This window comes from Pseudomonas sp. NFACC41-3, from assembly GCF_900109505.1.
GTDB classification, from domain to species: Bacteria; Pseudomonadota; Gammaproteobacteria; order Pseudomonadales; family Pseudomonadaceae; genus Aquipseudomonas; species Aquipseudomonas chlororaphis.
Map to the genome: position 1 here is coordinate 685,486 of NZ_FOAE01000003.1, position 23,517 is coordinate 709,002.

General features: G+C 64.3%; 21 protein-coding genes. 13 read left to right on the forward strand and 8 right to left on the reverse strand.

What is annotated here, in order from left to right; all coding sequences use genetic code 11:
* Positions 1-417: 417 nt before the first annotated feature.
* The 7 genes from glyA to fdhA all read left to right on the forward strand — a co-directional run bounded on the left by glyA (position 418) and on the right by fdhA (position 9,520).
* Complete coding sequence (glyA, locus tag BMY68_RS17445) at positions 418-1,671, forward strand: serine hydroxymethyltransferase (RefSeq protein ID WP_085533076.1); 1,254 nt, start codon at positions 418-420, stop codon at positions 1,669-1,671.
* Between the two features lie 23 nt (positions 1,672-1,694).
* Complete coding sequence (locus tag BMY68_RS17450; RefSeq protein WP_007926378.1) at positions 1,695-2,945, forward strand: sarcosine oxidase subunit beta family protein; 1,251 nt, start codon at positions 1,695-1,697, stop codon at positions 2,943-2,945.
* 14 nt (positions 2,946-2,959) lie between these two features.
* The gene (locus BMY68_RS17455) at positions 2,960-3,289 is read left to right on the forward strand and encodes a sarcosine oxidase subunit delta (protein WP_007926380.1); all 330 of its coding nucleotides are present in this window, start codon (positions 2,960-2,962) and stop codon (positions 3,287-3,289) included.
* Positions 3,286-6,303 (forward strand): sarcosine oxidase subunit alpha, encoded by a 3,018-nt coding sequence (locus tag BMY68_RS17460; RefSeq protein ID WP_009045941.1) that lies wholly within the window; start codon positions 3,286-3,288, stop codon positions 6,301-6,303. Before BMY68_RS17455 ends, BMY68_RS17460 begins: the two co-directional genes overlap by 4 nt.
* Before the next feature lie 171 nt (positions 6,304-6,474).
* On the forward strand, positions 6,475-7,107 hold the full coding sequence (soxG, locus tag BMY68_RS17465; protein ID WP_062824389.1) for a sarcosine oxidase subunit gamma: 633 nt from the start codon (positions 6,475-6,477) through the stop codon (positions 7,105-7,107).
* A gap of 144 nt (positions 7,108-7,251) precedes the next feature.
* Positions 7,252-8,109 (forward strand): formyltetrahydrofolate deformylase, encoded by an 858-nt coding sequence (gene purU, locus BMY68_RS17470; RefSeq protein ID WP_007926386.1) that lies wholly within the window; start codon positions 7,252-7,254, stop codon positions 8,107-8,109.
* A gap of 211 nt (positions 8,110-8,320) precedes the next feature.
* A complete protein-coding gene (gene fdhA / locus BMY68_RS17475; protein ID WP_009045939.1) occupies positions 8,321-9,520 on the forward strand; it encodes a formaldehyde dehydrogenase, glutathione-independent in 1,200 nt (399 codons plus the stop codon).
* A 62-nt stretch (positions 9,521-9,582) separates the two neighbouring features.
* On the opposite strand, the gene BMY68_RS17480 is transcribed toward fdhA, so the two are convergent.
* A complete protein-coding gene (locus BMY68_RS17480) occupies positions 9,583-10,149 on the reverse strand; it encodes a hypothetical protein (protein ID WP_085533078.1) in 567 nt (188 codons plus the stop codon).
* Between the two features lie 344 nt (positions 10,150-10,493).
* Here BMY68_RS17480 and BMY68_RS17485 point away from each other — a divergent pair, with 344 nt between their 5' ends.
* Positions 10,494-11,066, forward strand: a complete 573-nt coding sequence (locus tag BMY68_RS17485; protein ID WP_085533080.1) for a DUF2780 domain-containing protein — start codon at positions 10,494-10,496, stop codon at positions 11,064-11,066.
* Here BMY68_RS17485 and BMY68_RS17490 read toward each other — a convergent pair whose 3' ends face one another.
* On the reverse strand, positions 11,067-11,954 hold the full coding sequence (locus BMY68_RS17490) for an acyltransferase (RefSeq protein WP_007926017.1): 888 nt from the start codon (positions 11,952-11,954) through the stop codon (positions 11,067-11,069).
* A 212-nt stretch (positions 11,955-12,166) separates the two neighbouring features.
* Between BMY68_RS17490 and BMY68_RS17495 the strand changes: the two genes are divergently transcribed.
* From BMY68_RS17495 to creD, 4 genes are all read left to right on the forward strand, one after another.
* A complete protein-coding gene (locus BMY68_RS17495) occupies positions 12,167-12,667 on the forward strand; it encodes a retropepsin-like aspartic peptidase RloA2 (protein WP_038575213.1) in 501 nt (166 codons plus the stop codon).
* A gap of 59 nt (positions 12,668-12,726) precedes the next feature.
* Entirely contained in the window at positions 12,727-13,407 is a 681-nt protein-coding gene (gene creB, locus BMY68_RS17500) for a two-component system response regulator CreB (protein WP_085533081.1), read from the forward strand.
* Entirely contained in the window at positions 13,407-14,828 is a 1,422-nt protein-coding gene (gene creC, locus BMY68_RS17505; RefSeq protein WP_085533083.1) for a two-component system sensor histidine kinase CreC, read from the forward strand. Before creB ends, creC begins: the two co-directional genes overlap by 1 nt.
* A gap of 364 nt (positions 14,829-15,192) precedes the next feature.
* Positions 15,193-16,569, forward strand: a complete 1,377-nt coding sequence (creD, locus tag BMY68_RS17510) for a cell envelope integrity protein CreD (RefSeq protein WP_085533085.1) — start codon at positions 15,193-15,195, stop codon at positions 16,567-16,569.
* A gap of 194 nt (positions 16,570-16,763) precedes the next feature.
* On the opposite strand, the gene BMY68_RS17520 is transcribed toward creD, so the two are convergent.
* Entirely contained in the window at positions 16,764-17,393 is a 630-nt protein-coding gene (locus BMY68_RS17520; RefSeq protein WP_007926031.1) for a glutathione S-transferase, read from the reverse strand.
* 111 nt (positions 17,394-17,504) lie between these two features.
* Between BMY68_RS17520 and BMY68_RS17525 the strand changes: the two genes are divergently transcribed.
* A complete protein-coding gene (locus BMY68_RS17525) occupies positions 17,505-17,927 on the forward strand; it encodes a hypothetical protein (RefSeq protein WP_085533087.1) in 423 nt (140 codons plus the stop codon).
* Here BMY68_RS17525 and BMY68_RS17530 read toward each other — a convergent pair.
* The 5 genes from BMY68_RS17530 to BMY68_RS17550 all read right to left on the reverse strand — a co-directional run bounded on the left by BMY68_RS17530 (position 17,905) and on the right by BMY68_RS17550 (position 23,439).
* On the reverse strand, positions 17,905-18,093 hold the full coding sequence (locus tag BMY68_RS17530) for a hypothetical protein (RefSeq protein WP_009045929.1): 189 nt from the start codon (positions 18,091-18,093) through the stop codon (positions 17,905-17,907). The two genes, BMY68_RS17525 and BMY68_RS17530, sit on opposite strands and share 23 nt — an antisense overlap.
* Complete coding sequence (locus BMY68_RS17535) at positions 18,090-19,223, reverse strand: PepSY-associated TM helix domain-containing protein (RefSeq protein ID WP_009045928.1); 1,134 nt, start codon at positions 19,221-19,223, stop codon at positions 18,090-18,092. Before BMY68_RS17535 ends, BMY68_RS17530 begins: the two co-directional genes overlap by 4 nt.
* Positions 19,224-19,286: 63 nt before the next feature.
* Positions 19,287-21,716, reverse strand: a complete 2,430-nt coding sequence (locus tag BMY68_RS17540; RefSeq protein WP_085533089.1) for a TonB-dependent siderophore receptor — start codon at positions 21,714-21,716, stop codon at positions 19,287-19,289.
* Positions 21,717-21,937: 221 nt separating this feature from the next.
* Positions 21,938-22,924 carry a FecR domain-containing protein gene (locus BMY68_RS17545; RefSeq protein WP_085533090.1) on the reverse strand — a complete coding sequence of 329 codons (987 nt, stop codon included), beginning with the start codon at positions 22,922-22,924 and terminating at the stop codon, positions 21,938-21,940.
* Positions 22,921-23,439: an RNA polymerase sigma factor gene (locus tag BMY68_RS17550; protein ID WP_007926037.1), complete on the reverse strand. Its 519-nt coding sequence runs from the start codon at positions 23,437-23,439 to the stop codon at positions 22,921-22,923. The genes BMY68_RS17545 and BMY68_RS17550 overlap by 4 nt, the downstream gene beginning before the upstream one ends.
* Between the last annotated feature and the right edge of the window lie 78 nt (positions 23,440-23,517).

Here is a 23,517-nt window from a genome sequence, read left to right on the forward strand (position 1 = left end):
TAGCCGCTGCCGAGTTGGCGAGGCTGCGCTCGGCCACGGAGCGGTCGTAAAACCAGGCAACCTGTTCTTCCAGGCATATCGCGTGCTCAGGTTTTGCGAGGACTGCGTCCTCGAGTGCAGCCTCGCAGGCTCGGCAGCGGCTACAGAGGCGACACGCCAACCCGAAAGCTGTGGCGCCACTGGTCGGTGGCGGGGGCTGGCGGTCGTGGGCAAGCCACCGATATAGAGCCTTCGGCGCGTGGCGCCCGCAAGCAATTGTCTCTCTGCGCCAGGCCATGTCGTAAACGCACCTTTGCGTGGCGTCCATAGGCATTTGGCCGGTCAGCGCCGGTCATACCATCGCATCCAAAGGGCACTACCGCAGGGTACGTGCCTCACCGAGACGAAAGGCGCACCGCCGCCGCTGGGAGAGACGCGATGTTCAGCAAGCAAGACCAAATCCAGGGTTATGACGATGCACTGCTGGCGGCCATGAATGCCGAGGAGCAACGTCAGGAAGATCACATCGAGCTGATCGCGTCGGAGAACTACACCAGCAAGCGCGTGATGCAAGCGCAAGGCAGCGGCCTGACCAACAAGTACGCCGAAGGTTATCCGGGCAAGCGCTACTACGGCGGCTGCGAGCACGTGGACAAGGTCGAGGCCCTGGCCATCGAACGCGCCAAGCAACTGTTCGGCGCCGACTACGCCAACGTCCAGCCGCACTCCGGTTCCTCGGCCAACAGCGCCGTGTACCTGGCCCTGCTGCAAGCCGGCGACACCATCCTGGGCATGAGCCTGGCCCATGGCGGCCACCTGACCCACGGCGCCAAGGTGTCGTCCTCGGGCAAGCTGTACAACGCCGTGCAGTACGGCATCGACACCAACACCGGGCTGATCGACTACGACGAAATCGAGCGCCTGGCCGTCGAGTGCAAGCCGAAGATGATCGTCGCCGGTTTCTCGGCCTACTCCAAGACCCTCGACTTCCCGCGCTTCCGCCAGATCGCCGATAAGGTCGGCGCGCTGCTGTTCGTCGACATGGCCCACGTCGCCGGCCTGGTCGCCGCTGGCCTGTACCCGAACCCGCTGCCTTACGCCGACGTGGTCACCACCACCACCCACAAGACCCTGCGCGGTCCGCGTGGCGGCCTGATCCTGGCCAAGGCCAACGAAGAAATCGAGAAGAAGCTCAACGCCGCGGTCTTCCCGGGCGCCCAGGGCGGCCCGCTGATGCACGTGATCGCCGGCAAGGCGGTGTGCTTCAAGGAAGCGCTGGAGCCTGGCTTCAAGGCCTACCAGCAGCAAGTGATCGACAACGCCCAGGCCATGGCCGGCGTATTTATCAAACGCGGCTACGATGTAGTGTCCGGCGGCACCGACAACCACCTGTTCCTGGTCAGCCTGATCCGTCAGGGTCTCACCGGCAAGGATGCGGACGCCGCCCTGGGGCGCGCCCATATCACCGTGAACAAGAACGCCGTGCCGAACGATCCACAGTCGCCGTTCGTGACCTCCGGCCTGCGTATCGGCACCCCGGCGGTGACCACCCGCGGCTTCAAGGTTACCCAGTGCGTGGAGCTGGCCGGCTGGATCTGCGACATCCTCGACCACCTCGGCGATGCCGATGTCGAGGCCAATGTCGCTCGTCAGGTATCGGCCCTGTGCGCGGACTTCCCGGTTTATCGCTGAGTGCGGTTTTGGAGTAAATGACTATGCAACGCTACTCGGGCTTCGGCCTCTTCAAGCACTCCCTCAGCCACCATGAAAACTGGCAGCGCATGTGGCGCACGCCGACCCCGAAAAAGGTCTACGACGTGGTCATCGTCGGCGGTGGCGGGCATGGCCTGGCGACCGCCTACTACCTGGCCAAGGAGCACGGCATCACCAACGTCGCCGTGGTCGAGAAAGGTTGGCTGGGCGGCGGTAACACCGCGCGCAACACCACCATCGTGCGTTCCAACTACCTGTGGGACGAGTCGGCGCACCTGTACGAACACGCGATGAAACTGTGGGAAGGCCTGTCCCAGGACCTCAACTACAACGTGATGTTCTCCCAGCGCGGCGTCTACAACCTGTGCCACACCCTGCAGGACATCCGTGATTCCGAGCGTCGGGTCAGCGCCAACCGCCTCAACGGCGTGGACGGCGAGCTGCTCAACGCCAAGCAGGTGGCGGACGAGATTCCGTACCTGGACTGCTCCAAGAACACCCGCTACCCGGTACTGGGCGCCACCGTCCAGCGCCGTGGCGGCGTGGCCCGTCACGACGCCGTGGCCTGGGGCTTTGCCCGCGCCGCCGACGCCCTGGGCGTGGACCTGATCCAGCAGACCGAAGTGATCGGCTTCCGCAAGGAAAACGGTGTGTGCATCGGCGTGGAAACCAACAAGGGCTTCATCGGCGCCAAGCGCGTCGGCGTGGTCACCGCCGGTAACTCCGGGCACATGGCCAAGCTCGCCGGCTTTCGCCTGCCGATCGAATCGCACCCGCTGCAAGCACTGGTGTCCGAGCCGATCAAGCCGATCATCGACAGCGTGATCATGTCCAACGCGGTGCACGGTTACATCAGCCAGTCCGACAAGGGCGACCTGGTGATCGGCGCCGGTATCGACGGCTGGGTCGGCTACGGCCAGCGCGGTTCGTACCCGGTGATCGAGCACACCATCCAGGCCATCGTCGAGATGTTCCCGATCCTTTCGCGGGTGCGCATGAACCGCCAATGGGGCGGCATCGTCGACACCACCCCGGACGCCTGCCCGATCATCTCCAAGACCCCGGTGCCGAACATGTTCTTCAACTGCGGTTGGGGTACCGGCGGCTTCAAGGCAACACCTGGCTCGGGCAACGTATTCGCCGCGAGCCTGGCCAAGGGTGAAATGCACCCGCTGGCCGCACCTTTCTCCATCGACCGTTTCCACAACGGTGCGCTGATCGACGAACACGGCGCTGCAGCTGTCGCCCACTAACAGGAGAAATCCCTATGTTGCACATCTTCTGTCCTCACTGCGGCGAACTGCGCTCCGAAGAGGAATTCCATTCGTCCGGCCAGGCGCATATCCCGCGTCCTCTGGACCCGAACAACTGCACCGACGAGGAGTGGGGCGACTACATGTTCTTCCGCGATAACCCTCGCGGTCTGCACCACGAGCTGTGGATCCATGCCGCCGGCTGCCGTCAGTACTTCAACGCCACCCGCGACACCGTGACCTACGAGATTCTCGAAACCTACAAGATCGGTACCAAGCCACAATTCACCGACAAGACCGATAGCCCGAAAGCGGCCACGCAGGCTCTGGGAGAGAAGGTATGAGCCAGTCCAATCGCCTGTCCAACGGCGGACGCATCGACCGCAACAAAGTCCTCAGCTTCACCTTCAACGGCCAGACCTACAAAGGCTTTGAAGGCGACACCCTGGCCGCCGCCCTGCTGGCCAACGGCGTGGACATCATCGGTCGCAGCTTCAAGTATTCCCGGCCGCGCGGCATTTTCGCCGCCGGTGCCGAAGAGCCGAACGCGGTGCTGCAGATCGGCGCCACCGAAGCCACCCAGATCCCCAACGTGCGCGCCACCCAACAGGCGCTGTACCAGGGCCTGGTCGCCACCAGCACCAACGGCTGGCCGAGCGTCAACAACGACATGATGGGGATTCTCGGCAAGGTCGGCGGCAAGCTGATGCCACCGGGCTTCTACTACAAAACCTTCATGTACCCGCAATCGTTCTGGATGACCTACGAGAAGTACATCCGCAAGGCCGCGGGCCTGGGTCGCTCGCCGACCGAGAACGATCCGGACACCTACGACTACATGAACCAGCACTGCGACGTGCTGATCGTCGGCGCCGGTCCTGCCGGCCTGGCCGCGGCCCTGGCGGCTGCGCGCAGCGGTGCGCGGGTGATCCTCGCCGACGAGCAGGAAGAATTCGGCGGCAGCCTGCTGGACAGCCGCGAAAGCCTGGACGGCAAGCCGGCGGCCGAGTGGATCGCCACCGTGGTCGCCGAGCTGAAGTCGCTGCCGGACGTGACCCTGCTGCCACGGGCCACCGTGAACGGCTACCACGACCATAACTTCCTGACCATTCACGAGCGCCTGACCGACCACCTCGGCGACCGCGCACCCATCGGCCAGGTGCGCCAGCGCATCCACCGGGTGCGCGCCAAGCGCGTGGTGCTGGCCACCGGCGCCTGCGAGCGTCCGCTGGTCTACGGCAACAACGACGTGCCGGGCAACATGCTGGCCGGCGCGGTTTCGGTCTACGTGCGTCGCTACGGCGTGGCGCCGGGCAAGAAACTGGTGCTGAGCACCAACAACGACCATGCCTACCGTGTGGCCCTGGACTGGCTCGACGCCAGCCTGCAAGTGGTGGCCATCGCCGATGCCCGTCACAACCCACGTGGCGCGCTGGTGGAAGAAGCCCGCGCCAAGGGCATTCGCATCCTCACCTCCAGTGCGGTGATCGAAGCCCGTGGCAGCAAGCATGTGACCGGCGCCCGCGTCGCGGCGATCGACGTCAAGGCCCACAAGGTCACCAGCCCAGGCGAGTGGCTGGACTGCGACCTGATTGCCAGCTCCGGCGGCTACAGCCCGGTGGTGCACCTGGCGTCGCACCTGGGCGGCAAGCCGATCTGGCGTGAAGACATCCTCGGTTTCGTACCGGGCGAAGCGCCGCAGAAACGCGTGTGCGTCGGCGGCATCAACGGCGTCTACGGTCTCGGCGATTCCCTGGCCGACGGTTTCGAAGGGGGCGTGCGCGCCGCCAGCGAAGCGGGTTTCAAGGCCGTGGAAGCGGTATTGCCCAAAGCCCTGAGCCGTGTGGAAGAGCCGACCCTGGCGCTGTTCCAGGTGCCCCATGAAAAAGGCACCGCGCGGGCACCCAAGCAATTCGTCGACCTGCAGAACGACGTCACCGCCGCCGCCATCGAACTGGCGACCCGCGAGGGCTTCGAGTCGGTCGAGCACGTCAAGCGCTACACCGCGCTGGGCTTCGGTACCGACCAGGGCAAGCTCGGCAACGTCAACGGCCTGGCCATCGCGGCCCGTTCGCTGAACGTGAGCATCCCGCAGATGGGCACCACCATGTTCCGTCCGAACTACACGCCGGTGACTTTCGGCGCCGTGGCCGGTCGTCACTGCGGGCACATCTTCGAGCCGGTGCGCTTCACCGCGCTGCATGCGTGGCACGTGAAGAACGGCGCCGAATTCGAGGACGTCGGCCAGTGGAAGCGCCCCTGGTACTTCCCGAAGAATGGCGAAGACCTGCACGCCGCGGTCAAGCGCGAGTGCAAGGCGGTGCGCGACAGCGTCGGCCTGCTCGACGCCTCGACCCTGGGCAAGATCGATATCCAGGGCCCGGACGCCCGTGAGTTCCTCAACCGCATCTACACCAACGCCTGGACCAAGCTCGACGTGGGCAAGGCGCGCTACGGCCTGATGTGCAAGGAAGACGGTATGGTCTTCGACGACGGCGTGACCGCCTGCGTCGGCGAAAACCACTTCATCATGACCACCACCACGGGCGGCGCCGCGCGTGTCCTGCAATGGCTGGAGATCTATCAGCAGACCGAATGGCCGGACCTCAAGGTGTACTTCACTTCGGTCACCGACCACTGGGCGACCATGACCCTGTCCGGGCCGAACAGCCGCAAGCTGCTCAGCGAAGTCACCGACATCGACCTGGACAAGGACGGCTTCCCGTTCATGACCTGGAAAGAAGGCCTGGTGGGCGGCGTGCCGGCGCGGGTGTTCCGCATTTCCTTCACCGGCGAGCTGTCGTACGAAGTCAACGTCCAGGCCGACTATGCCATGGGCGTACTGGAGCAGATCGTCGAGGCCGGCAAGAAGTACAACCTGACCCCGTACGGCACTGAAACCATGCACGTCCTGCGGGCCGAGAAGGGCTTCATCATCGTCGGCCAGGACACCGATGGCTCGATGACCCCGGACGACCTGAACATGGGCTGGTGCGTCGGTCGCACCAAACCGTTCTCGTGGATCGGCTGGCGTGGCATGAACCGCGAAGACTGCGTGCGCGACCAGCGCAAGCAGCTGGTGGGCCTGAAACCGATCGACCCGAACCAGTGGCTGCCGGAAGGCGCGCAGTTGGTGTTCAACACCAAGCAGGCGATCCCGATGAGCATGGTCGGTCACGTGACCTCCAGCTACGCCCATAACTCCCTGGGTTATTCGTTTGCCATGGGTGTGGTCAAGGGCGGCCTGAAGCGGATGGGTGAGCGGGTGTTCGCGCCATTGGCCGACGGCACGGTGATCGAGGCGGAAATCGTTTCTTCGGTGTTCTTCGATCCGAAAGGCGATCGCCAGAACGTTTAACAAAGATCCATGTAGCCGCTGCCGCAGGCTGCGTACGACTGCGAAGCAGGCGCCGCTTTCGAGGGCGCAGGAAGGTTCTTCGAGTCGGGCGCGACCCCGGCCTGTCGCAGCCTTCGGCAGCGGCTACGGGATCGGTGGTTTTCGCACAACAGAATTCAAGACAGGTGCTCTATGACCGCAGTCAACGTTTACCAACAGCGCCCGACCACTGGCGCCAAAGCCGAGTCGTCGCTGCACCATGCCGACCTCGCCAGCCTGGTGGGCAAGGGCCGCAAGAACGCAGGCGTGACCCTGCGCGAGAAGAAACTCCTCGGCCACCTGACCATCCGTGGCGATGCTCATGACCCGGCCTTCGCTGCCGGCGTGCACAAGGCCCTGGGCCTGGAGCTGCCAGTGGCCCTGACCGTGGTCGCCAAGGGCGAAACCAGCCTGCAGTGGATGGGGCCGGACGAGTGGTTGCTGGTGGTGCCGAGCGGCGAAGAATTCGCCGCCGAGAAAAAACTGCGTGAAGCGCTGGGCGACCTGCATATCCAGATCGTCAACGTCAGTGGCGGCCAGCAGATCCTCGAGCTGTCCGGCCCGAACGTGCGCCAAGTGCTGATGAAGTCCACCAGCTACGACGTGCACCCGAACAACTTCCCGGTGGGCAAGGCCGTTGGCACTGTGTTCGCCAAGTCGCAACTGGTGATCCGCCGCATGGGCGAAGACACCTGGGAACTGGTGATCCGCCGCAGCTTCTCTGATTACTGGTGGTTGTGGCTGCAGGATGCCGCCGCCGAATACGGCCTCAGCGTCCAGGCCTGACGCGAATCCCTGTAGCCGCTGCCGCAGGCTGCGATGAAGGCCCGCAGGGCCTTCCGAGGCTCTGCAGGGCACGCCCCCTTCGGGGTCGATCGCAGCCTGCGGCAGCGGCTACAGAAGTGTACTTACGAACAGGAGTCACCCCGCATGAGCCGCGCACCCGATACCTGGATTCTCACCGCCGACTGCCCCAGCGTGCTCGGCACGGTGGATGCGGTGACCCGCTTTCTGTTCGAGCAGGGCTGCTATGTCACCGAGCACCACTCCTTCGATGACCGGCTTTCGGCGCGTTTTTTCATTCGCGTGGAATTCCGCCAGCCCGAGAATTTCAACGAGCAGGGCCTGCGCGACGGTCTGGCCGAGCGCGCCCGGGCTTTCGACATGAACGTCGAACTGACCCCGCCGCAGCATCGGCCGAAAGTGGTGATCATGGTCTCCAAGGCCGATCACTGCCTCAACGACCTGCTCTACCGCCAGCGCATCGGCCAACTGGCGATGGACGTGGTGGCGGTGGTGTCCAACCATCCGGACCTCAAGCCCCTGGCCGACTGGCACCAGATTCCGTACTACCACTTCCCCCTGGACCCCAACGACAAGCCGTCCCAGGAGCGCCAGGTGTGGCAGGTGATCGAGGACTCCGGCGCCGAACTGGTGATCCTTGCGCGCTACATGCAAGTGCTGTCGCCGGAGCTGTGCCGCAAGCTCGATGGCAAGGCGATCAACATCCACCACTCCCTGCTGCCCGGTTTCAAGGGCGCCAAGCCTTATCACCAGGCCTACAACAAGGGCGTGAAACTGGTGGGCGCCACCGCGCACTACATCAACAACGACCTGGACGAGGGCCCGATCATCGCCCAGGGCGTGGAAGTGGTGGACCACAGTCATTACCCCGAGGACCTGATTGCCAAGGGGCGCGATATCGAAGGCCTGACCCTGGCGCGGGCCGTGGGTTATCACATCGAACGGCGGGTGTTCCTCAACGCCAATCGAACAGTGGTTCTATGACCTGTAGCCGCTGCCGCAGGCTGCGATCGACCCCGTAGGGGGCGCCGCCCTTGAGGGCCCTTCGACCAACGTGGCCCGGACTTATCGCAGCCTGCGGCAGCGGCTACAGCGAAGCGATTTTGAAGAACGAAACAGCATCTGTACCCGAGCACTCTACGCGCTGCCTTTTTCCGGCAACGCGGTTTCATAAAAACAACAGCGAGGTGAAAGCATGTCTGGTAATCGTGGTGTCGTGTATCTCGGCAATGGCAAGGTCGAAGTACAGAAAATCGACTATCCAAAAATGCAGGACCCGCGCGGCAGGAAGATTGAGCACGGCGTCATCCTGCGCGTGGTATCCACCAATATCTGCGGTTCGGACCAGCACATGGTGCGCGGCCGTACCACTGCCCAGGTCGGCCTGGTCCTGGGTCACGAAATCACCGGCGAGGTGGTGGAGAAGGGCAGCGACGTCGAGAACCTGAAGCTCGGCGACCTGGTTTCGGTGCCGTTCAACGTGGCTTGCGGGCGCTGCCGTTCCTGCAAGGAGCAACACACCGGGGTCTGCCTGACCGTCAACCCGGCTCGCGCCGGCGGTGCCTACGGCTACGTCGACATGGGCGACTGGACCGGCGGCCAGGCCGAATACGTGCTGGTGCCGTACGCCGACTTCAACCTGCTGAAACTGCCGGACCGCGACAAGGCCATGGAGAAGATCCGCGACCTGACTTGCCTGTCCGACATCCTGCCGACCGGCTATCACGGCGCGGTGACGGCCGGCGTTGGCCCGGGCAGCACCGTCTACATCGCCGGTGCCGGCCCGGTGGGCCTGGCCGCGGCTGCGTCCGCCCGTCTGCTGGGCGCGGCGGTGGTGATCGTTGGCGACGTCAACCCGGTACGCCTGGCCCACGCCAAGGCCCAGGGTTTTGAAATCGCCGACCTGTCCAAGGACACCCCGCTGCACGAACAGATCGCCGCGTTGCTCGGCGAGCCGGAAGTGGATTGCGCGGTCGACGCGGTGGGCTTCGAGGCCCGCGGCCATGGCCATTCCGGTGCCCAGCACGAAGCGCCGGCCACGGTGCTCAACTCGTTGATGGGCGTGGTGCGGGTCGCCGGCAAGATCGGTATTCCGGGCCTCTACGTCACCGAAGACCCGGGCGCGGTGGATGCCGCGGCCAAGATGGGCAGCCTGAGCATCCGCTTCGGCCTCGGCTGGGCCAAGTCCCACAGCTTCCACACCGGCCAGACCCCGGTGATGAAGTACAACCGCCAACTGATGCAAGCCATCATGTGGGACCGCATCAACATCGCCGAAGTGGTCGGCGTGCAGGTCATCAGCCTGGACGACGCACCGCGTGGCTACGGCGAGTTCGATGCCGGCGTGCCGAAGAAATTCGTCATCGACCCGCACAAGCTGTTCAGTGCGGCCTAAGGCTTTGACGCAGTAAAAAGGGCGACCCTCGGGTCGCCCTTTTTTATGCCTGTTTTCGATGTTCAGAAACCTGCGCCCGGATAGTGGAGCCAGTACTTTCCGGACAGTATTTCTGCAATATCGGGTGGAGGGAACACAGACGGCGCATCTCGGTTGAAGCGGGAGCGCCATTGCGCAAGCCACCAATAGTTGAGTGCGGTTCCTCTGGGTTTAAGGACAAACCCCAGCACTGTGTCATCGATCCGCCCCTCTTTATAAAACCTGTGGCTGTGATCCATGAGGTTCAGGTAATGGTTGATGGGCAGCTTCAGCATCAGGATCGAGGTATAGACCTTCTCCGACTGTGTGCGTGTCGGACTTTCAAGCAGACCGAGCGCTTCGCAGTAATACGCTTGCGGCTGCTGGGTGATGCTGCTGGCCGTGGGGTCGGCGAGGATATCGAAGACGTTGGTGTCTTCTTGCCAGGCTCTTTCATTACCTTGCTTGAAGTAGTCGGTAACGAAACGGGTCAGCGGGCCGTTGGCTACGGTTTGGCCTGCACAGGCCAAATCATCGACCGGTGACCAGACGCGCCAGGCCACGATGGAGATGAGTGCAATGGCCAAGAGTGGATACAGGATTTTTTTCATTGTGGTTTGCTATGGCTGCTTTGACGAAAACAGCGAAATCATAGACCCGGTTGCATGGGGACCATGCTGAGACTTTTCAGAAACGTCTTTGCCAGGTTATCGGTCAGGGGCCGCTTCTGCGCTGTAGAAGCGAGCTTGCCCGCAATAAAACCTGCTCGACATTGATTCAGGTTTTGTCGTGCGGGGCTAAAGGTCGATCTTCGGAAAACCTAGTTTCGCGCTGGGGAGGTAACCTTGTGGTGATCTGTGATCGGCGACCGGGAACATTCCTATTGGCCATCAGTCAAATGGCTGCTTTTTCCCACCCAATCTCGGGTGGTTTTCATGCTCAAGAGGTTGTCTCGATGAAAATTTCCCGCAGTGTTGCACTGGCTACGTTGCTGACCCTGGGAGCCAGCCCGGTTTTTGCCGCAGGCTTCAGCCTGAGCGATGCCGCCAATGCGGTGTCCAGCATGCAGGGTGGCGACAAGGCCGCCGCTGCCGCTCCAACCTCGCAGACCGCCAATCTGCTCAGTGCACTCTCGCAACTGGATGTCACGCCGGAGCAGGCCATCGGCGGTACCGGCGCGATGCTGGGCCTGGCGAAGAACCAGCTGAGCAGCACCGACTACTCGCAACTGAGCAAAAGCGTTCCGGGGCTGGACAAGCTCTCGGGCGGCAACGCGCTGGGCAGCCTGGGTGCCTTGAGCGGCCTTCTCGGGCAGAGCGGTGGCGGCAAGACCGCCGGCCTGGAGAGTGCGCTGGGTAACGTGCAGAACACCAATGACCTGAACAGCGCGTTCAGCGCCCTGGGCATGGACAGCGGCATGATCGGCCAGTTCGCCCCGGTGATCCTGCAGTACCTGGGTCAGCAGGGCGTGGGCGGTTCGCTGCTCAACAGCCTGGGTGGGATCTGGGGCGTCGGCAGCGGCAGTTGATCAACGGCGCTCGGCGCGCAAGGCGTCGATGCGCTGGTCCTTTTCGGTCCAGAGCTGGTTGACCCAGTTCTGGACAGTCTGGCGAAACGCCGGATCGTTTTCGTAATCCCCCTGCCACAACGCCGGGTCCAGCTCACGGGTCTGGATATCGACGATCACCCGCGGCACGTTGCCGCTGATCAGGTCCCAGAAACCGGGAATCTTCTGCTGCGGATAGACCACCGTCACATCGAGGATGGCGTCGAGCTGTTCGCCCATGGCCGCCAACACGAAGGCCACGCCGCCGGCTTTCGGCTTGAGCAGTTGCTTGAAAGGAGATTGCTGCTGCTCACGCTTGGCCGGCGTGAAGCGGGTGCCTTCCAGGTAGTTGACCACGGTGACCGGCTGGCGCTTGAACAGTTCGCAGGCAGCCTTGGTGATTTCCAGGTCCTTGCCTTGCAGCTCCGGGTTCCTGGCCAGGAAGGCCTTGCTGTAGCGCTTCATGAAGGGGTAATCCAGGGCCCACCAGGCGAGGCCGAGGAAGGGCACCCAGATCAGCTCTTTTTTCAGGAAGAACTTGAAGAAGGGAGTACGGCGGTTGAGGGTCTGGATCAGCGCCGGGATGTCGACCCAGGACTGGTGGTTGCTGATCACCAGGTAAGACGTGTCGCCCCGCAGCTCGTCACCGCCGCGGATATCCCACTGGGTGGGAATGCACAGGGCGAAGATCAGCTTGTCGATTTCGGCCCAGGTTTCGGCAATCCACATCACCGCCTTCGACGCATGGTCGCGCAGGCGCCCTGGCAGGACCAGCTTGAGCAGGGCGAACACCATCAGCGGCCCGAACAGGACCAGGGTGTTGAGCAACAGCAGCAGGGTGACGAAACAGCCGGTGAGCAGGCGGCGCATAAGGAACTCTTGAAAACCTTTGGGCGCGCCATGATAAGCACCTTCGCCGGGCTGGCCAAATCCTGATGTGCTGACGAATGTTTCACGTATACCGGGATATGCTGGTGGTCAATTTCGCCGACCGTGGCGGCTGCGGGTTTTCTCGCGGGCCGAACCAATTGCCCGGCCACGGTCTAAAATCCTGCTGCCCACTTTCCAAGGAACCTGCTCACGTGAAATCCGTCCTTGCACTCCTGTCCCTGCTGGCGCTGCCGGTCATGGCCGCCGAGCCGACCCTCTACGGGCGCTACGAATACATTCAACTGCCGGAAATCGGCGAAACCCTCAAGGCCAAGATGGACACCGGCGCCCTGACCGCCTCGCTGTCGGCCAAGGACATCGAGACCTTCACCCGCGATGGCGAGGAGTGGGTGCGCTTCCGCCTGGCGACCAAGGATGCCGACGGCAAGGTCTACGAACACAAGGTGGCGCGGATCAGCAAGATCAAGAGCCGCGCCGATGAAGACGAAGACAAGGAAGAGGCCCAGGTGGCCAAGCGGCCGGTGGTCGACCTGGAAATGTGCCTGGGCAACGTCAAACGCACCGTCGAGGTCAACCTGACCGACCGCAGCAGCTTCAATTATCCGCTGCTGATCGGCGCCAAGGCCCTGCGTGAGTTCGGCGCGGCGGTGAACCCGGCCCGGCGTTATACCGCGGACAAGCCCGACTGCTGATTGACGGCGCATGAGGCATCCGGCACCGTTCTGGCACTTACCTCCCGTGCTTGGATGCCATGCCTCATATCCTGATTGTCGAAGACGAAGCGGCGATTGCCGATACGCTGATTTTTGCCCTGCAAGGTGAAGGTTTCAGCACCACCTGGCTGAATCTCGGGCAGGCGGCGCTGGACTATCAGCGCCATACACCGGCGGACCTGCTGATTCTCGACATTGGCCTGCCGGACATCAGCGGCTTCGAAACCTGCAAGCAACTGCGGCGTTTCAGCGAGGTGCCGGTGATGTTCCTCAGTGCCCGGGACGGTGAAATCGACCGGGTGGTGGGCCTGGAAATCGGCGCCGACGATTACGTGGTCAAGCCCTTCAGCCCGCGCGAGGTCGCCGCGAGGGTCAAGGCCATCCTCAAGCGCATGGCGCCGCGGGCGGTGCTCGAGGCGCCGGCCTCGCCGTTCCAGGTCGATACCGACAAGTTCCAGATCAGCTACCGCGGCCAGCTGCTGAGCCTGACCCGCCATGAGTTCCGCCTGCTGCATTGCCTGCTGGAGCAACCCGAGCGGGTGTTCAGCCGCGAGCAGTTGCTCGATGCCCTGGGCGTGGCGGCGGATGCCGGCTACGAGCGCAGCATCGACAGCCATATCAAGAGCCTGCGGGCCAAGCTGCGACTGGTGACGGCCGATGCCGAGCCGATCCAGACCCATCGCGGCCTGGGCTACAGCTACAGCCCGGGGCACAGCTGATGCCGTTGGGAATCCGGATTTTCCTGGTCTACGTCCTGTTCGTCGGCCTGACCGGTTATTTCGTGCTCAGCACCGTAATGGAAGAAATCCGCCCGGGCGTGCGCCAGTCCACCGAGGAAACTCTGGTGGACACCGCCAACCTGCTGGCGGAAATCCTGCGCGATGACTTCAAGGCCGGCACCCTCAGCGAGAACCGCTGGCCGCAGTTGCTCAAGGCCTATGGCGAGCGGCAGCCGGCGGCGACCATCTGGGGTCTGCCGAAGAACCAGGTCAACCACCGCATCTACGTCACCGACGCCGAGGGCAAGGTGGTGCTGGACTCCAGTGGCCTGGCGGTCGGCCAGGACTATTCGCGCTGGAACGACGTGTACCTGACCCTGCGCGGCCAATACGGCGCGCGCTCCTCGCGCAGCGTGGCCGATGACCCGAACTCCTCGGTGATGCATGTCGGCGCGCCGATTCGCGACAACGGCCGGATCATCGGCGTGGTCACCGTGGCCAAGCCCAACAGTTCCCTGCAACCCTATGTCGACCGCACCGAGCGCCGCCTGCTGTGGTACGGCGCCGGCCTGATCGGCCTGGGCCTGCTGTTCGGCGCCTTGCTGTCCTGGTGGCTGAGTGCTGCCCTGCGCCGCCTGACCGGTTATGCCCAGGCGGTCAGCGAAGGCCGTCGCGCCGAGCTGCCGCACTATCGCGGCGGCGAGCTGGAACAGCTGGCCACGGCGGTGGAGGACATGCGCACCCAGCTGGAGGGCAAGGCCTATGTCGAGCGTTATGTGCACACCCTGACCCACGAACTGAAAAGCCCGCTGGCGGCGATTCGCGGGGCGGCGGAGCTGCTGCAGAGCGATATGCCCGGCGAGCAGCGCGCACGTTTCGTCAGCAACATCGACAGCGAAAGCGCGCGCATGCAGCACTTGATCGAGCGTTTGCTGAACCTGGCGCTGGTCGAGCAGCGCCATGGCCTGGAAGAACGGGAAGCGGTGCCGCTGGCGGACCTGGCGAACCAGGTTCTGGACAGCCAGAAGGCACGGATCGAGGGCAAGGGCCTGCAGGTCGAGCAGCGCATCGACCCGGGGCTGAAGCTGTCGGGAGAGGCATTCCTGTTGCGCCAGGCCCTGGGCAACCTGCTGGAAAACGCCCTGGACTTCACCCCCGCCGGTGGCGTGCTGCGCTTGAGCGCCAGCCGGGTGGGCGACCAGCTGCGGTTCAGCCTGTTCAACCAGGCCGAGCCCATCCCGGACTACGCCCTGGCGCGCCTGACCGAACGTTTCTACTCCCTGCCACGGCCCGACAGCGGGCGCAAAAGCACCGGCCTGGGGCTGAACTTCGTCGAAGAGGTGGTGCAGCTGCATGGCGGCCAGATGCGGATCGGCAACGTGGCCGGGGGCGTTGAAGTGACCTTGCAGTTCCCGGCCTGATTGCCTGCGTGTACCGTTTTGCGGCTGCTTCGCAGACCGATCGCAGCCTTTGCCAGCGGCTACAGGATGCGCGCAGTCCATGTAGCCGCTGCCGAGCCCGCGAGGCTGCGCCCGGTTTGGGCGGCATTCCGACGTAGCGACCGTAAACCCTGAACCCGCGATTCACCTGGAAAAACGTGCCGGCTGGTTTTACGACCGCTGCGCAGTCGATCGCAGGCTGCGCCAGCGGCTACAGGTTGTCAGTCGTTGGCCGGCTGTTCCTGCAAAGACAGAACCGCAATCTCCACACAGTCTCCACACAGCCCCCATAAAACCCCCACATGGGCTGCCCAGACTCTCCCTCATTCGAACAGGGAGAGAACCCATGAATCGCAATCTGACCATAAAGCTTGGGGCTATCGCCCTTTTGATCCTGGGGCTGCTGGTCCCGCTGTTGATGATCGACGGGCTGATCCAGGAGCGCCAGGAACTGCGCGACGGTGTGCTGACCGATATCGCCCGCAGCTCCAGCTACAGCCAGCAACTGAGCGGCCCGCTGCTGGTGGTGCCTTATCGCAAGGTGGTGCGCACCTGGAAAACCAACGAGAAGACCAACACGCGTTACCAGGAACAGGGAGAAGAACGCGGGCAGCTGTATTTCCTGCCGGAGCATTTCGAACTCGACGGCCAGGTGCGGACCGAATTGCGCGCCCGGGGCATCTACCAGGCCCGGCTGTTCCATGCCAACAACCGCATCAGCGGCCAGTTTGCGCTGCCCGAGCAATTGGGGATCAAGGAAGACTTCGTCGACTACAAATTCGAGCAGCCGTTTCTCGCCGTGGGCATCAGCGACATTCGCGGCATCGAACAGGCGCTGGCCCTCGAACTGAACGGGCAGAACCTGCCTTTCGCGCCCGGCAGCCGGATTGACTGGCTCGGGGAGGGCGTACACGTCAACCTGCCGCTGCTGGACGGCAAGCGCAGCACCGACCTGGACTTCGCCTTCGATCTGCAATTGCAAGGCACCGGCCAGTTGCAGGTGCTGCCGGTGGGCAAGACCAGCAAGGTGCGTCTGCGTGCCGACTGGCCTCATCCGAGCTTTATCGGCAACTACCTGCCGGCCCAGCGTGAGATTTCCGACCTGGGCTTCGCCGCCAACTGGCAGACCTCGTTCTTCTCCACCAACCTGGAAAGCGCCTTGATCAATTGCCTGGCCAGCGGGCAGTGCAAGGAATTCAAGAACCGCTCCTTCGGCGTGAGTTTCATCGACCCGGTGGACCAGTACCTCAAGAGCGATCGGGCGATCAAATACGCGCTGCTGTTCATCGCCCTGACCTTTGCCGGCTTCTTCCTCTTCGAGGTGCTCAAGAGCCTGGCGGTGCACCCGGTGCAATACGCCCTGGTGGGCGTGGCCCTGGCGTTCTTCTATCTGTTGCTGCTGTCGCTGTCGGAGCACATCGGCTTCGCCCTGGCCTACCTGCTGTCGGCCGGGGCCTGTGTGGCGCTGATCGGTTTCTACGTCAGCCATGTGTTGCGCAGCCTGGGCCACGGCCTGAGTTTCGCCGCCGGCCTGGCCGCTTTGTATGGCCTGTTGTACGGCTTGCTCAGCGCCGAGGATTACGCGCTGCTGATGGGCTCGTTGCTGCTGTTCGGCCTGCTGGGGGTGTTCATGGTGCTGACCCGCAAACTCGACTGGTACGGCGTAGGCCAGGCCAAAGCGAACCAGCCGCTGACATTCGAGGCGCAGGTGGCCCATGAGTAGGTCGTTGGGGTTGCGCGAGGACCAGCAGGCGGCGCAGGCCCTGCTGTCGTGGATCGTCGGGTTGTTGCCCGAAGCACCGTGGGGCGGCCATCGCGAGCAAGCTCGCTCCTACATGGAACAGCGCAGTACCTGTAGGAGCGAGCTTGCTCGCGATAGGGTCGGCGCGGCCACCACCATGCTTCAGGTGGGAGGCTTCAAACCGGCGGCTGGGTCGCCAGCATCGAAGGGCGTCGACTGACCTCGGCGTACCAGGCCGCCAGTTGGGGCTGGGCGTCGCGCCACCGCAGGTCGGGGTGGCGGAAATCGAGGTAACCCAGGGCGCAGGCAACGCCGATGGAAGCGACGTCGAAGTGGCTGGCCAGTTCGGCGATCGCATCGGCCTCGAGCACGGCCAGGGCGCGGCGGATCTTGTCGCGCTGGCCGTCGAGCCACTGCTCCCAGTGTTTCTCGGGGGCGCGCAGGGCCAGTTCGTAACGGATCAGCACCGAGGCATCGAGGATCCCGTCGGCCAGCGCCGCCAGGGTCAGGCGCCGCCAGCGGGCCGAGCCTTCGCGGGGGATCAGCGGGTTGCCGACATGCTGCTGGTCGAGGTAATCGAGGATTACCCGGCTGTCGTACAGCACGTTGCCGTCGGCCAGGCGCAGGGCGGGAATCTTGCCCAGCGGGTTGTCCTGGTTGAGGGCGGTGTCCGGGTTCACCGGGGTCAACTGGCTGGCTTGCAGGGCCACGCGGTCCAGCTGGCCGGTCTCGTGCAGCAGCACCATGACTTTGCGCACATAAGGTGATGCCGGGTTGTGGAACAGCGTCATGCTGGGGGTGGACATGAATATTCCTCGAAGGTGGAAGTGGAGCGCAGGCTCGCCGCCCCGGGGATCTTAACGCAGCCTCTGGCCCCGGCCACAGGGGCGGCATGCAGGACAGACAAGGAGTGATGAATGCGCAGGTGTTATTTTCGACACGGGTTGTACAGCCTGGTCCTGACGCTGTCGGGCGCGCTGGCGGTGTACCTGGCCTTGCAGTACGAGTTTCGTCGCCACGGCGAGGGTGAGCCGGAGTTGATCATGGCGTTCGCCTACATGGCCTGGTACTGGGCGCTGCCGGCGCTGGCCCTGCCGGCCCTGGGTTGTGCCCTGTTGAGCCTGCGGGGCCCCGGTCCGGTGACCCGGCCCTGGCGCTGGAGCCTGGCGGCGAGCTATGTACCGCTGCTGGGGTTGGCGCTGTTCTGCGTATTGGTGGCCGCCGAGGCGCAGCAGGAAAACCGCGTATTCATCCCGGTGCTGCCGATCGGCCTGGGGCTGGCGCTGTACCTGTGGCGCGGTTTCCCCGTCGCCGGGGTCAGGCCGGTGGCGGGCGGTTGAACAGACCCCGCAGGGCGATCAGGGCCGGGGCGCCCAGGCCGAGCCAGCTCAGGGCGTCCCAGATGCCGTCGCCGAGCAGCGCGGAGAACAGCCCCGCGGCACAGAGCACGGCAATGAACAGCGGCGCGCCGAAGACCTTCCAGAAATTCGATTGCCGCGGCCTCATGGCGCCACCGCGGCGGGTTCGCCCAATGCCGGCCGGGCCGCGCGGCGCCGCACCAGCCACAGGTACACCCCGCTGCCCAGGACAATAATGGTCAGCACATCCAGGGTCGCCCAGAGGATCTTCATCGGCAGGCCGCCGTAGTCGCCGAAGTGCAGCGGTTGCGACATGCCCATGGCGTCCATGTACCAGGGACGTTCGGCCACCGCGGTGACCTCCAGGGTGCTGGCGTCGATCAGCACCGGAGTCAGCAGGTGCGAGGTCAGGTGGGTGCTGCCTTTCATGAACACCGCGTAGTGATGCTCGCTGGAAAAGCGTGTGCCGGGGAAGGCGATGAAGTCCGGCTGCATGCCCGGCGCCACCTCCTTGGCGATCTCCAGCAGGCGGCTGGCCGGGGCCAGTCGGGTCAATGGCGGGGCATCGCGGTAAGGCTCGATCATCGCGCTGAGGCTGTCGTTGCGCCAGGCGGCGATCAGCAGGTCGGCGCAGGCGCTGATCACCCCGGTGACGCCGACCACCAGGGCCCAGGTCAGGGTTACCACGCCGATCAGGTTATGCAGGTCCAGCCAGCGCAGGCGGGTGGATTTGTCCTGGCGCACCGTGGCGAATTCCAGCCGGCGCATGAATGGCAGGTACAGCACCACGCCGGAGACGATCGCCAGCACGAACAGCAGCCCCATGAACGCCAGCAACAGCTTGCCCGGCAGGCCGGCGAACAGGTCCACGTGCAGGCGCAGCATGAACATCATCAGCCCGCCATTGGCCGAGGGTGTTTCCACGGCTTCACCGGTGCGCGCGTCGAGCATGAAGGTGTGGGACGAGTTGGGTTCGGTGCCGGCGGTCCTGGCCATGATGGTGAGCACGCCGTTGGGGTCTTCCTCATCCCAGCCGAAGTACTGCATGACCTCGCCCGGCCGATGGGCCTCGGCGGCGCGCACCAGCTGCTGCAGGTCCAGTTGTGGGGTGTCGGCGGGCATTTCCCGCAGCTGCGGCGCGTCGCCCAGCAGGTGATCGATCTCGTGGTGAAAGATCAGCGGCAGGCCGGTCAGGGCCAGCATCAGCAGGAACACCGTGCAGATCAGGCTGGTCCAGGTGTGGATAAAGGACCAGCGGCGGATGGTTTTGCTTTTCATTTCTTCGCCTTCAGACACAGCAAGGCCGTCCTTGCAGGACGGCCCGGTGGTTAACTCAGCCGATTACCACTGATAGGTGGCACTGGCGACCACGCTACGCTGATCGCCGAAATAGCAGTAGGAACCATCGCAGGTGGACAGGTAGTCCTTGTCGAACAGGTTGGTGGCGTTGAGCTTCAGCGACGCGCCCTTGAGGCTGTTGTCCAGGCGGCCCAGGTCGTAATGCACGGCGGCATCGAACACCGTGTAGGCATTGGCCTTGCCCAGCCAGGTATTGGCCTGGTCGCCGTAGGTGTTGCCGGTATAGCGGGCACCGGCGCCAATGCCGAAACCGTCGAGCACGCCGCTGTGCCAGGTGTAGTCGGTCCACAGCGAGGCTTGCTGGTTGGGCATCAGTTGCAGGCGGTTGCCTTTGTAGATGCCTTTTTGCACCTCGGACTTGGCCAGGGTGTAGGCGGCGATGACCTTGAGGTTGTCGGTCACGTCGGACACGGCTTCCAGTTCCAGGCCTTTGACCTTCACTTCGCCGGTCTGGTTGGTGACCGACTCGCCACCGGCACCGATGCTGGTCACCAGCACGTTTTTCTGGGTCAGGTCGTAGACCGCCGCACTCAGCAGAGTATTGGAGCCCGGCGGCTGGTACTTGATGCCCAGCTCCCATTGCTTGCCCTCGGTGGGTTTATACGACTCGGTGGGGGAGACGCTGGCGTTGCTGGCGGGCTGGAAGGATTCGGCGTAGGACAGGTACGGCACCAGGCCCGAGTCGAACACATAGCTCAGCGCCGCGTTGCCACTGAAGTTCTTGCTGCGGTCGGTGTTGGTCACGTCGTTCTTGTTGAAGTAGGTGGTGCCCTGGTGCACCCAGTCTTCACGCCCGCCCAGGGTCAGGCGCCATTTGTCCAGGGCCATCTGGTCCTGCACGTAGAGGCCGGTCTGCACGGTTTTCTGGTTGTAGTCGTAGTAAGCGCTGGAGCGCGCCGGGCGCACGATCGGCTGGCCATAAACCGGATTGAAGATGTTGGTGGTCCCGCCGTCGCCGTAAATCGACAGGTAGGAGGTGTCGGTCCGTTGGTGATCCAGGCCGATCAGCACGGTGTGGGTGATGTCGCCGGTGGCGAAGTCGGCCTGGAAGTTGTTGTCGACCGCGAACTGGCTGATGTCCTCGTCGACGTTGGTCGAGGTACGGCTGATATTGCCTGCCGCGTCAGCCGGAGAGTAGGCGTAGGAACCCACGGTCAGTTGCTGGAAGGACAGCTCCGATTTGGTGTAGCGCAGGTTCTGGCGGAACTGCCAGACATCGTTGAAACGGTGCTCGAAGGCATAACCCAGGGCGTAGTAGGTACGGTCGTAGAACTCGTAGTCCGGGTCGCCGAGGTTCTTGTGATGGGAGACGTCGCCCAGTGGCGACTTGATCTTGGTGCCCTGGATCGGCATGAACTGGCTGGTCGCGCCGGTATCGTCGCGGGTGAACTGCGAGAGCAGGGTCAGCCTGGTATCGGTATCGATGTTCCAGGTCAGGCTGGGGGCGATGTTGTAGCGCTTGTTGTCGATGTGATCGACCTGCGTACCGGCATCCCGCACCACGCCGCTGAGGCCGTAGAGGAACTGGCCTTCATCGTCGATCTTGCCGGTGCTGGCGAAGTTGATCTGGCGGTAGTTGTCGCTGCCGTACTGCAGCTGAATGGCATTGCTCGATTCTGCGCTGGGACGCCGGCTGACCATGTCCAGCAGGCCGCCCGGCGGGGTCTGGCCGTAGACCGACGAGGCCGGGCCGCGCAGCAGGGCCAGGCGGTCGAGGTTCCAGGTTTCGGCTTTCGGGTTGGCATACACGCCGCGGGGCAGTGGCAGGCCGTCGAGGAATTGGGTGGGCTCGAAGCCGCGCACGCGCATCCAGTCATAACGGGTGTCGCTGCCGTAGCTGGCGGAAACGATGCCGGGCATGTAACGCACGGCATCGTCCAGATTCTGCACATTGCGGTCTTCCATCTGCTGGCGGGTCGCGACGGAAATCGAACGCGGCGCTTCGACCAGCGAGGTGTCGGTCTTGGTGCCGGCGGCGGTGCGCGTGGCGAGGTAACCGTCCACCGGCCCCCAGGCACTCTCATAAGCCTGCTGGCCGGTGATGCTGGTTTCCGGCAGGGCCACCACACCGTCGGGAATCGCCACCAGGCTGTAGGTGCCGGCGCTGCTTTGTTCCAGTTGCAGGCCGGTGCCGCGCAGGGCCTCGCGCAGGGCGCCGGCGGCGTCGAACTGGCCCTTGACCGGGGCCGAGGTCTTGCCGGCGGCCAGGCTCGGGTTGAGGCTCAGGGCCAGGCCGGCCTGGCTGGCGATCTGGTTCAGGGTGCTGGCCAGGGGCGCGGCCGGCAGGTTGTAGGCGCGCACGCTGGACGCCTGTTCGGCGGCGATCAGCGGGGGGCTGGCCAGCGGGGCGCAAAGGGCAATCGCCACGGCCAACAGGCTGGGGCGCAACAGGGTGTCTAGCGAGCGGGACATACGGCGGCTCCTGGATGGAAACATTTCTCAATTGCCTATGTGCCGGACGAGATTCAAAAAGTGATAGGGCGGACTGAAAATAATTTCGATTTGCGAAAACAAGAGGGATATTTCAGGTTGGGGCAGGCGGCGTCAGTTGGAATTTTCGCGAGCAAGCTCGCTCCTACAGGGCGCCGCCGTTTCTGTAGTAGCGAGCTTGCTCGCGATAAAAATCGTGCTGCCTAGGGCTTGGTCTTGCTCTCGGACCGCGCCACCAACGTCACCCACCAGGGCGTATGCCGCTCGATGGCCACGGGCAGCGTCGGCAGCAGCGCGCTCAGGGCCAGGTCGGTGTCGTGCAGCGGGAAGCTGCCGGTGATGCGCAGGTCGGCGACTTCGTCGGCCACCCCCAGATGGCCACGGCGATAGCGCCCCAGCTCACTGACCAGGTCCGCCAGGCGCGCGTTGTCCACCACCAGCATGCCGCGGGTCCAGGCATCGGCGCCGGGGTTCAGGGCCAGCAGCGGGCCGAGGCCGTCGCGGCGCATCAGCACCTGCTGGCCCTCCTTGAGGATCTGTTCGTCCTGGCTGGATTCCGGCCGCGCGGCCACGGCCGATTGCAGCACGCTCAGGCGCGTGCCCTGTTCCTCGCGCTTGACCAGGAACCGCGTGCCCAGCGCGTGCATATGGCCTTCGCGGGTTTCGACGATAAAGGGGCGGGCGTCGTTGTGGCCGGTCTCGACCAGGATCTCGCCTTCCTGCAACACGATGCGCCGCTGCTTTTCGTCGAAACGCACATCCACGGCGCTGTGGGTATTGAGGTTGATCAGCGTGCCGTCGGCCAGGCGCAGGGTGCGCTGCTCGCCGGTGGCGGTGCGCTGGTCGGCGAGCCAGTAATCCAGCTGGCCGTAACGTTCGCCGGCGAACAGGGCCAGGCCCAGCAGCAGGGCGACGCTGGCCAGCCCACTGCCGAGCTTGCGCACACGACGGCGGAGGCCGTCCCGCGATTGCAGCAGGGCGCTGCGGGCCGGGCCGCTGGCGACGCTGAAACGCTGGTCGAGCATGCCCAGCTGGCGCCAGGCGCGGGCGTGTTCTTCATCGGCGGCGTGCCATTTGGCGAATTCTTCGCGGGCCATCGGATTGCCCTCGCCGGAATCCAGCGACAACTGCCAGGCAATCGCCGCGTCCAGCACCCGGGCGGACACTGGTTTGGCGTTGAGCGAACTCATGCCGGCTCACCGTACAGGGCGACGTAGCACTGGCGAATGCCCTGGGCCAGGTACTGCCTGACCCGCGGCACGGACACCCCGAGGCGTTCGGCGATTTCGGCGTGGCCGAGGCCGTCGAGGCGGTTATAGAGGAAAGCGGCGCGGGCCTTGCTCGACAGCTTGCCCAGCAGGCGGTCGATGGCCTTGAGGTCTTCGAGGATCGATTGCTGTTCTTCCGGGGAGGGGTGTTCCTCTTCCGGGATCAGCATCAGTTCGGTGAGGTAGGCCTGCTCCAGTGCGGCGCGGCGGAAGTAGTCGAACAGCAGGCCCTTGGCGATGGCCACCAGGAACGCCCGCGGCTCGCGCGGGGCTTTCAGTTCGTCGCGGCCCAGCAGGCGGACGAAGGTGTCCTGGCTCAGGTCCTCGGCCCGTTGTGGGCAGGCCACGTTGCGCCGCAGCCAGGCCAGCAGCCAGCCGCGATGGTCGCGATACAACGCACCAACGAGGTCACTGTGGGGGCTTTGGGCTGACGGCACCTGGGTATCCCAATCGAGAAGTTGAAACTAACGAGAATTATTCGCGATTGTGGCAGGGCGCAAAGAGCCGCGCAATGG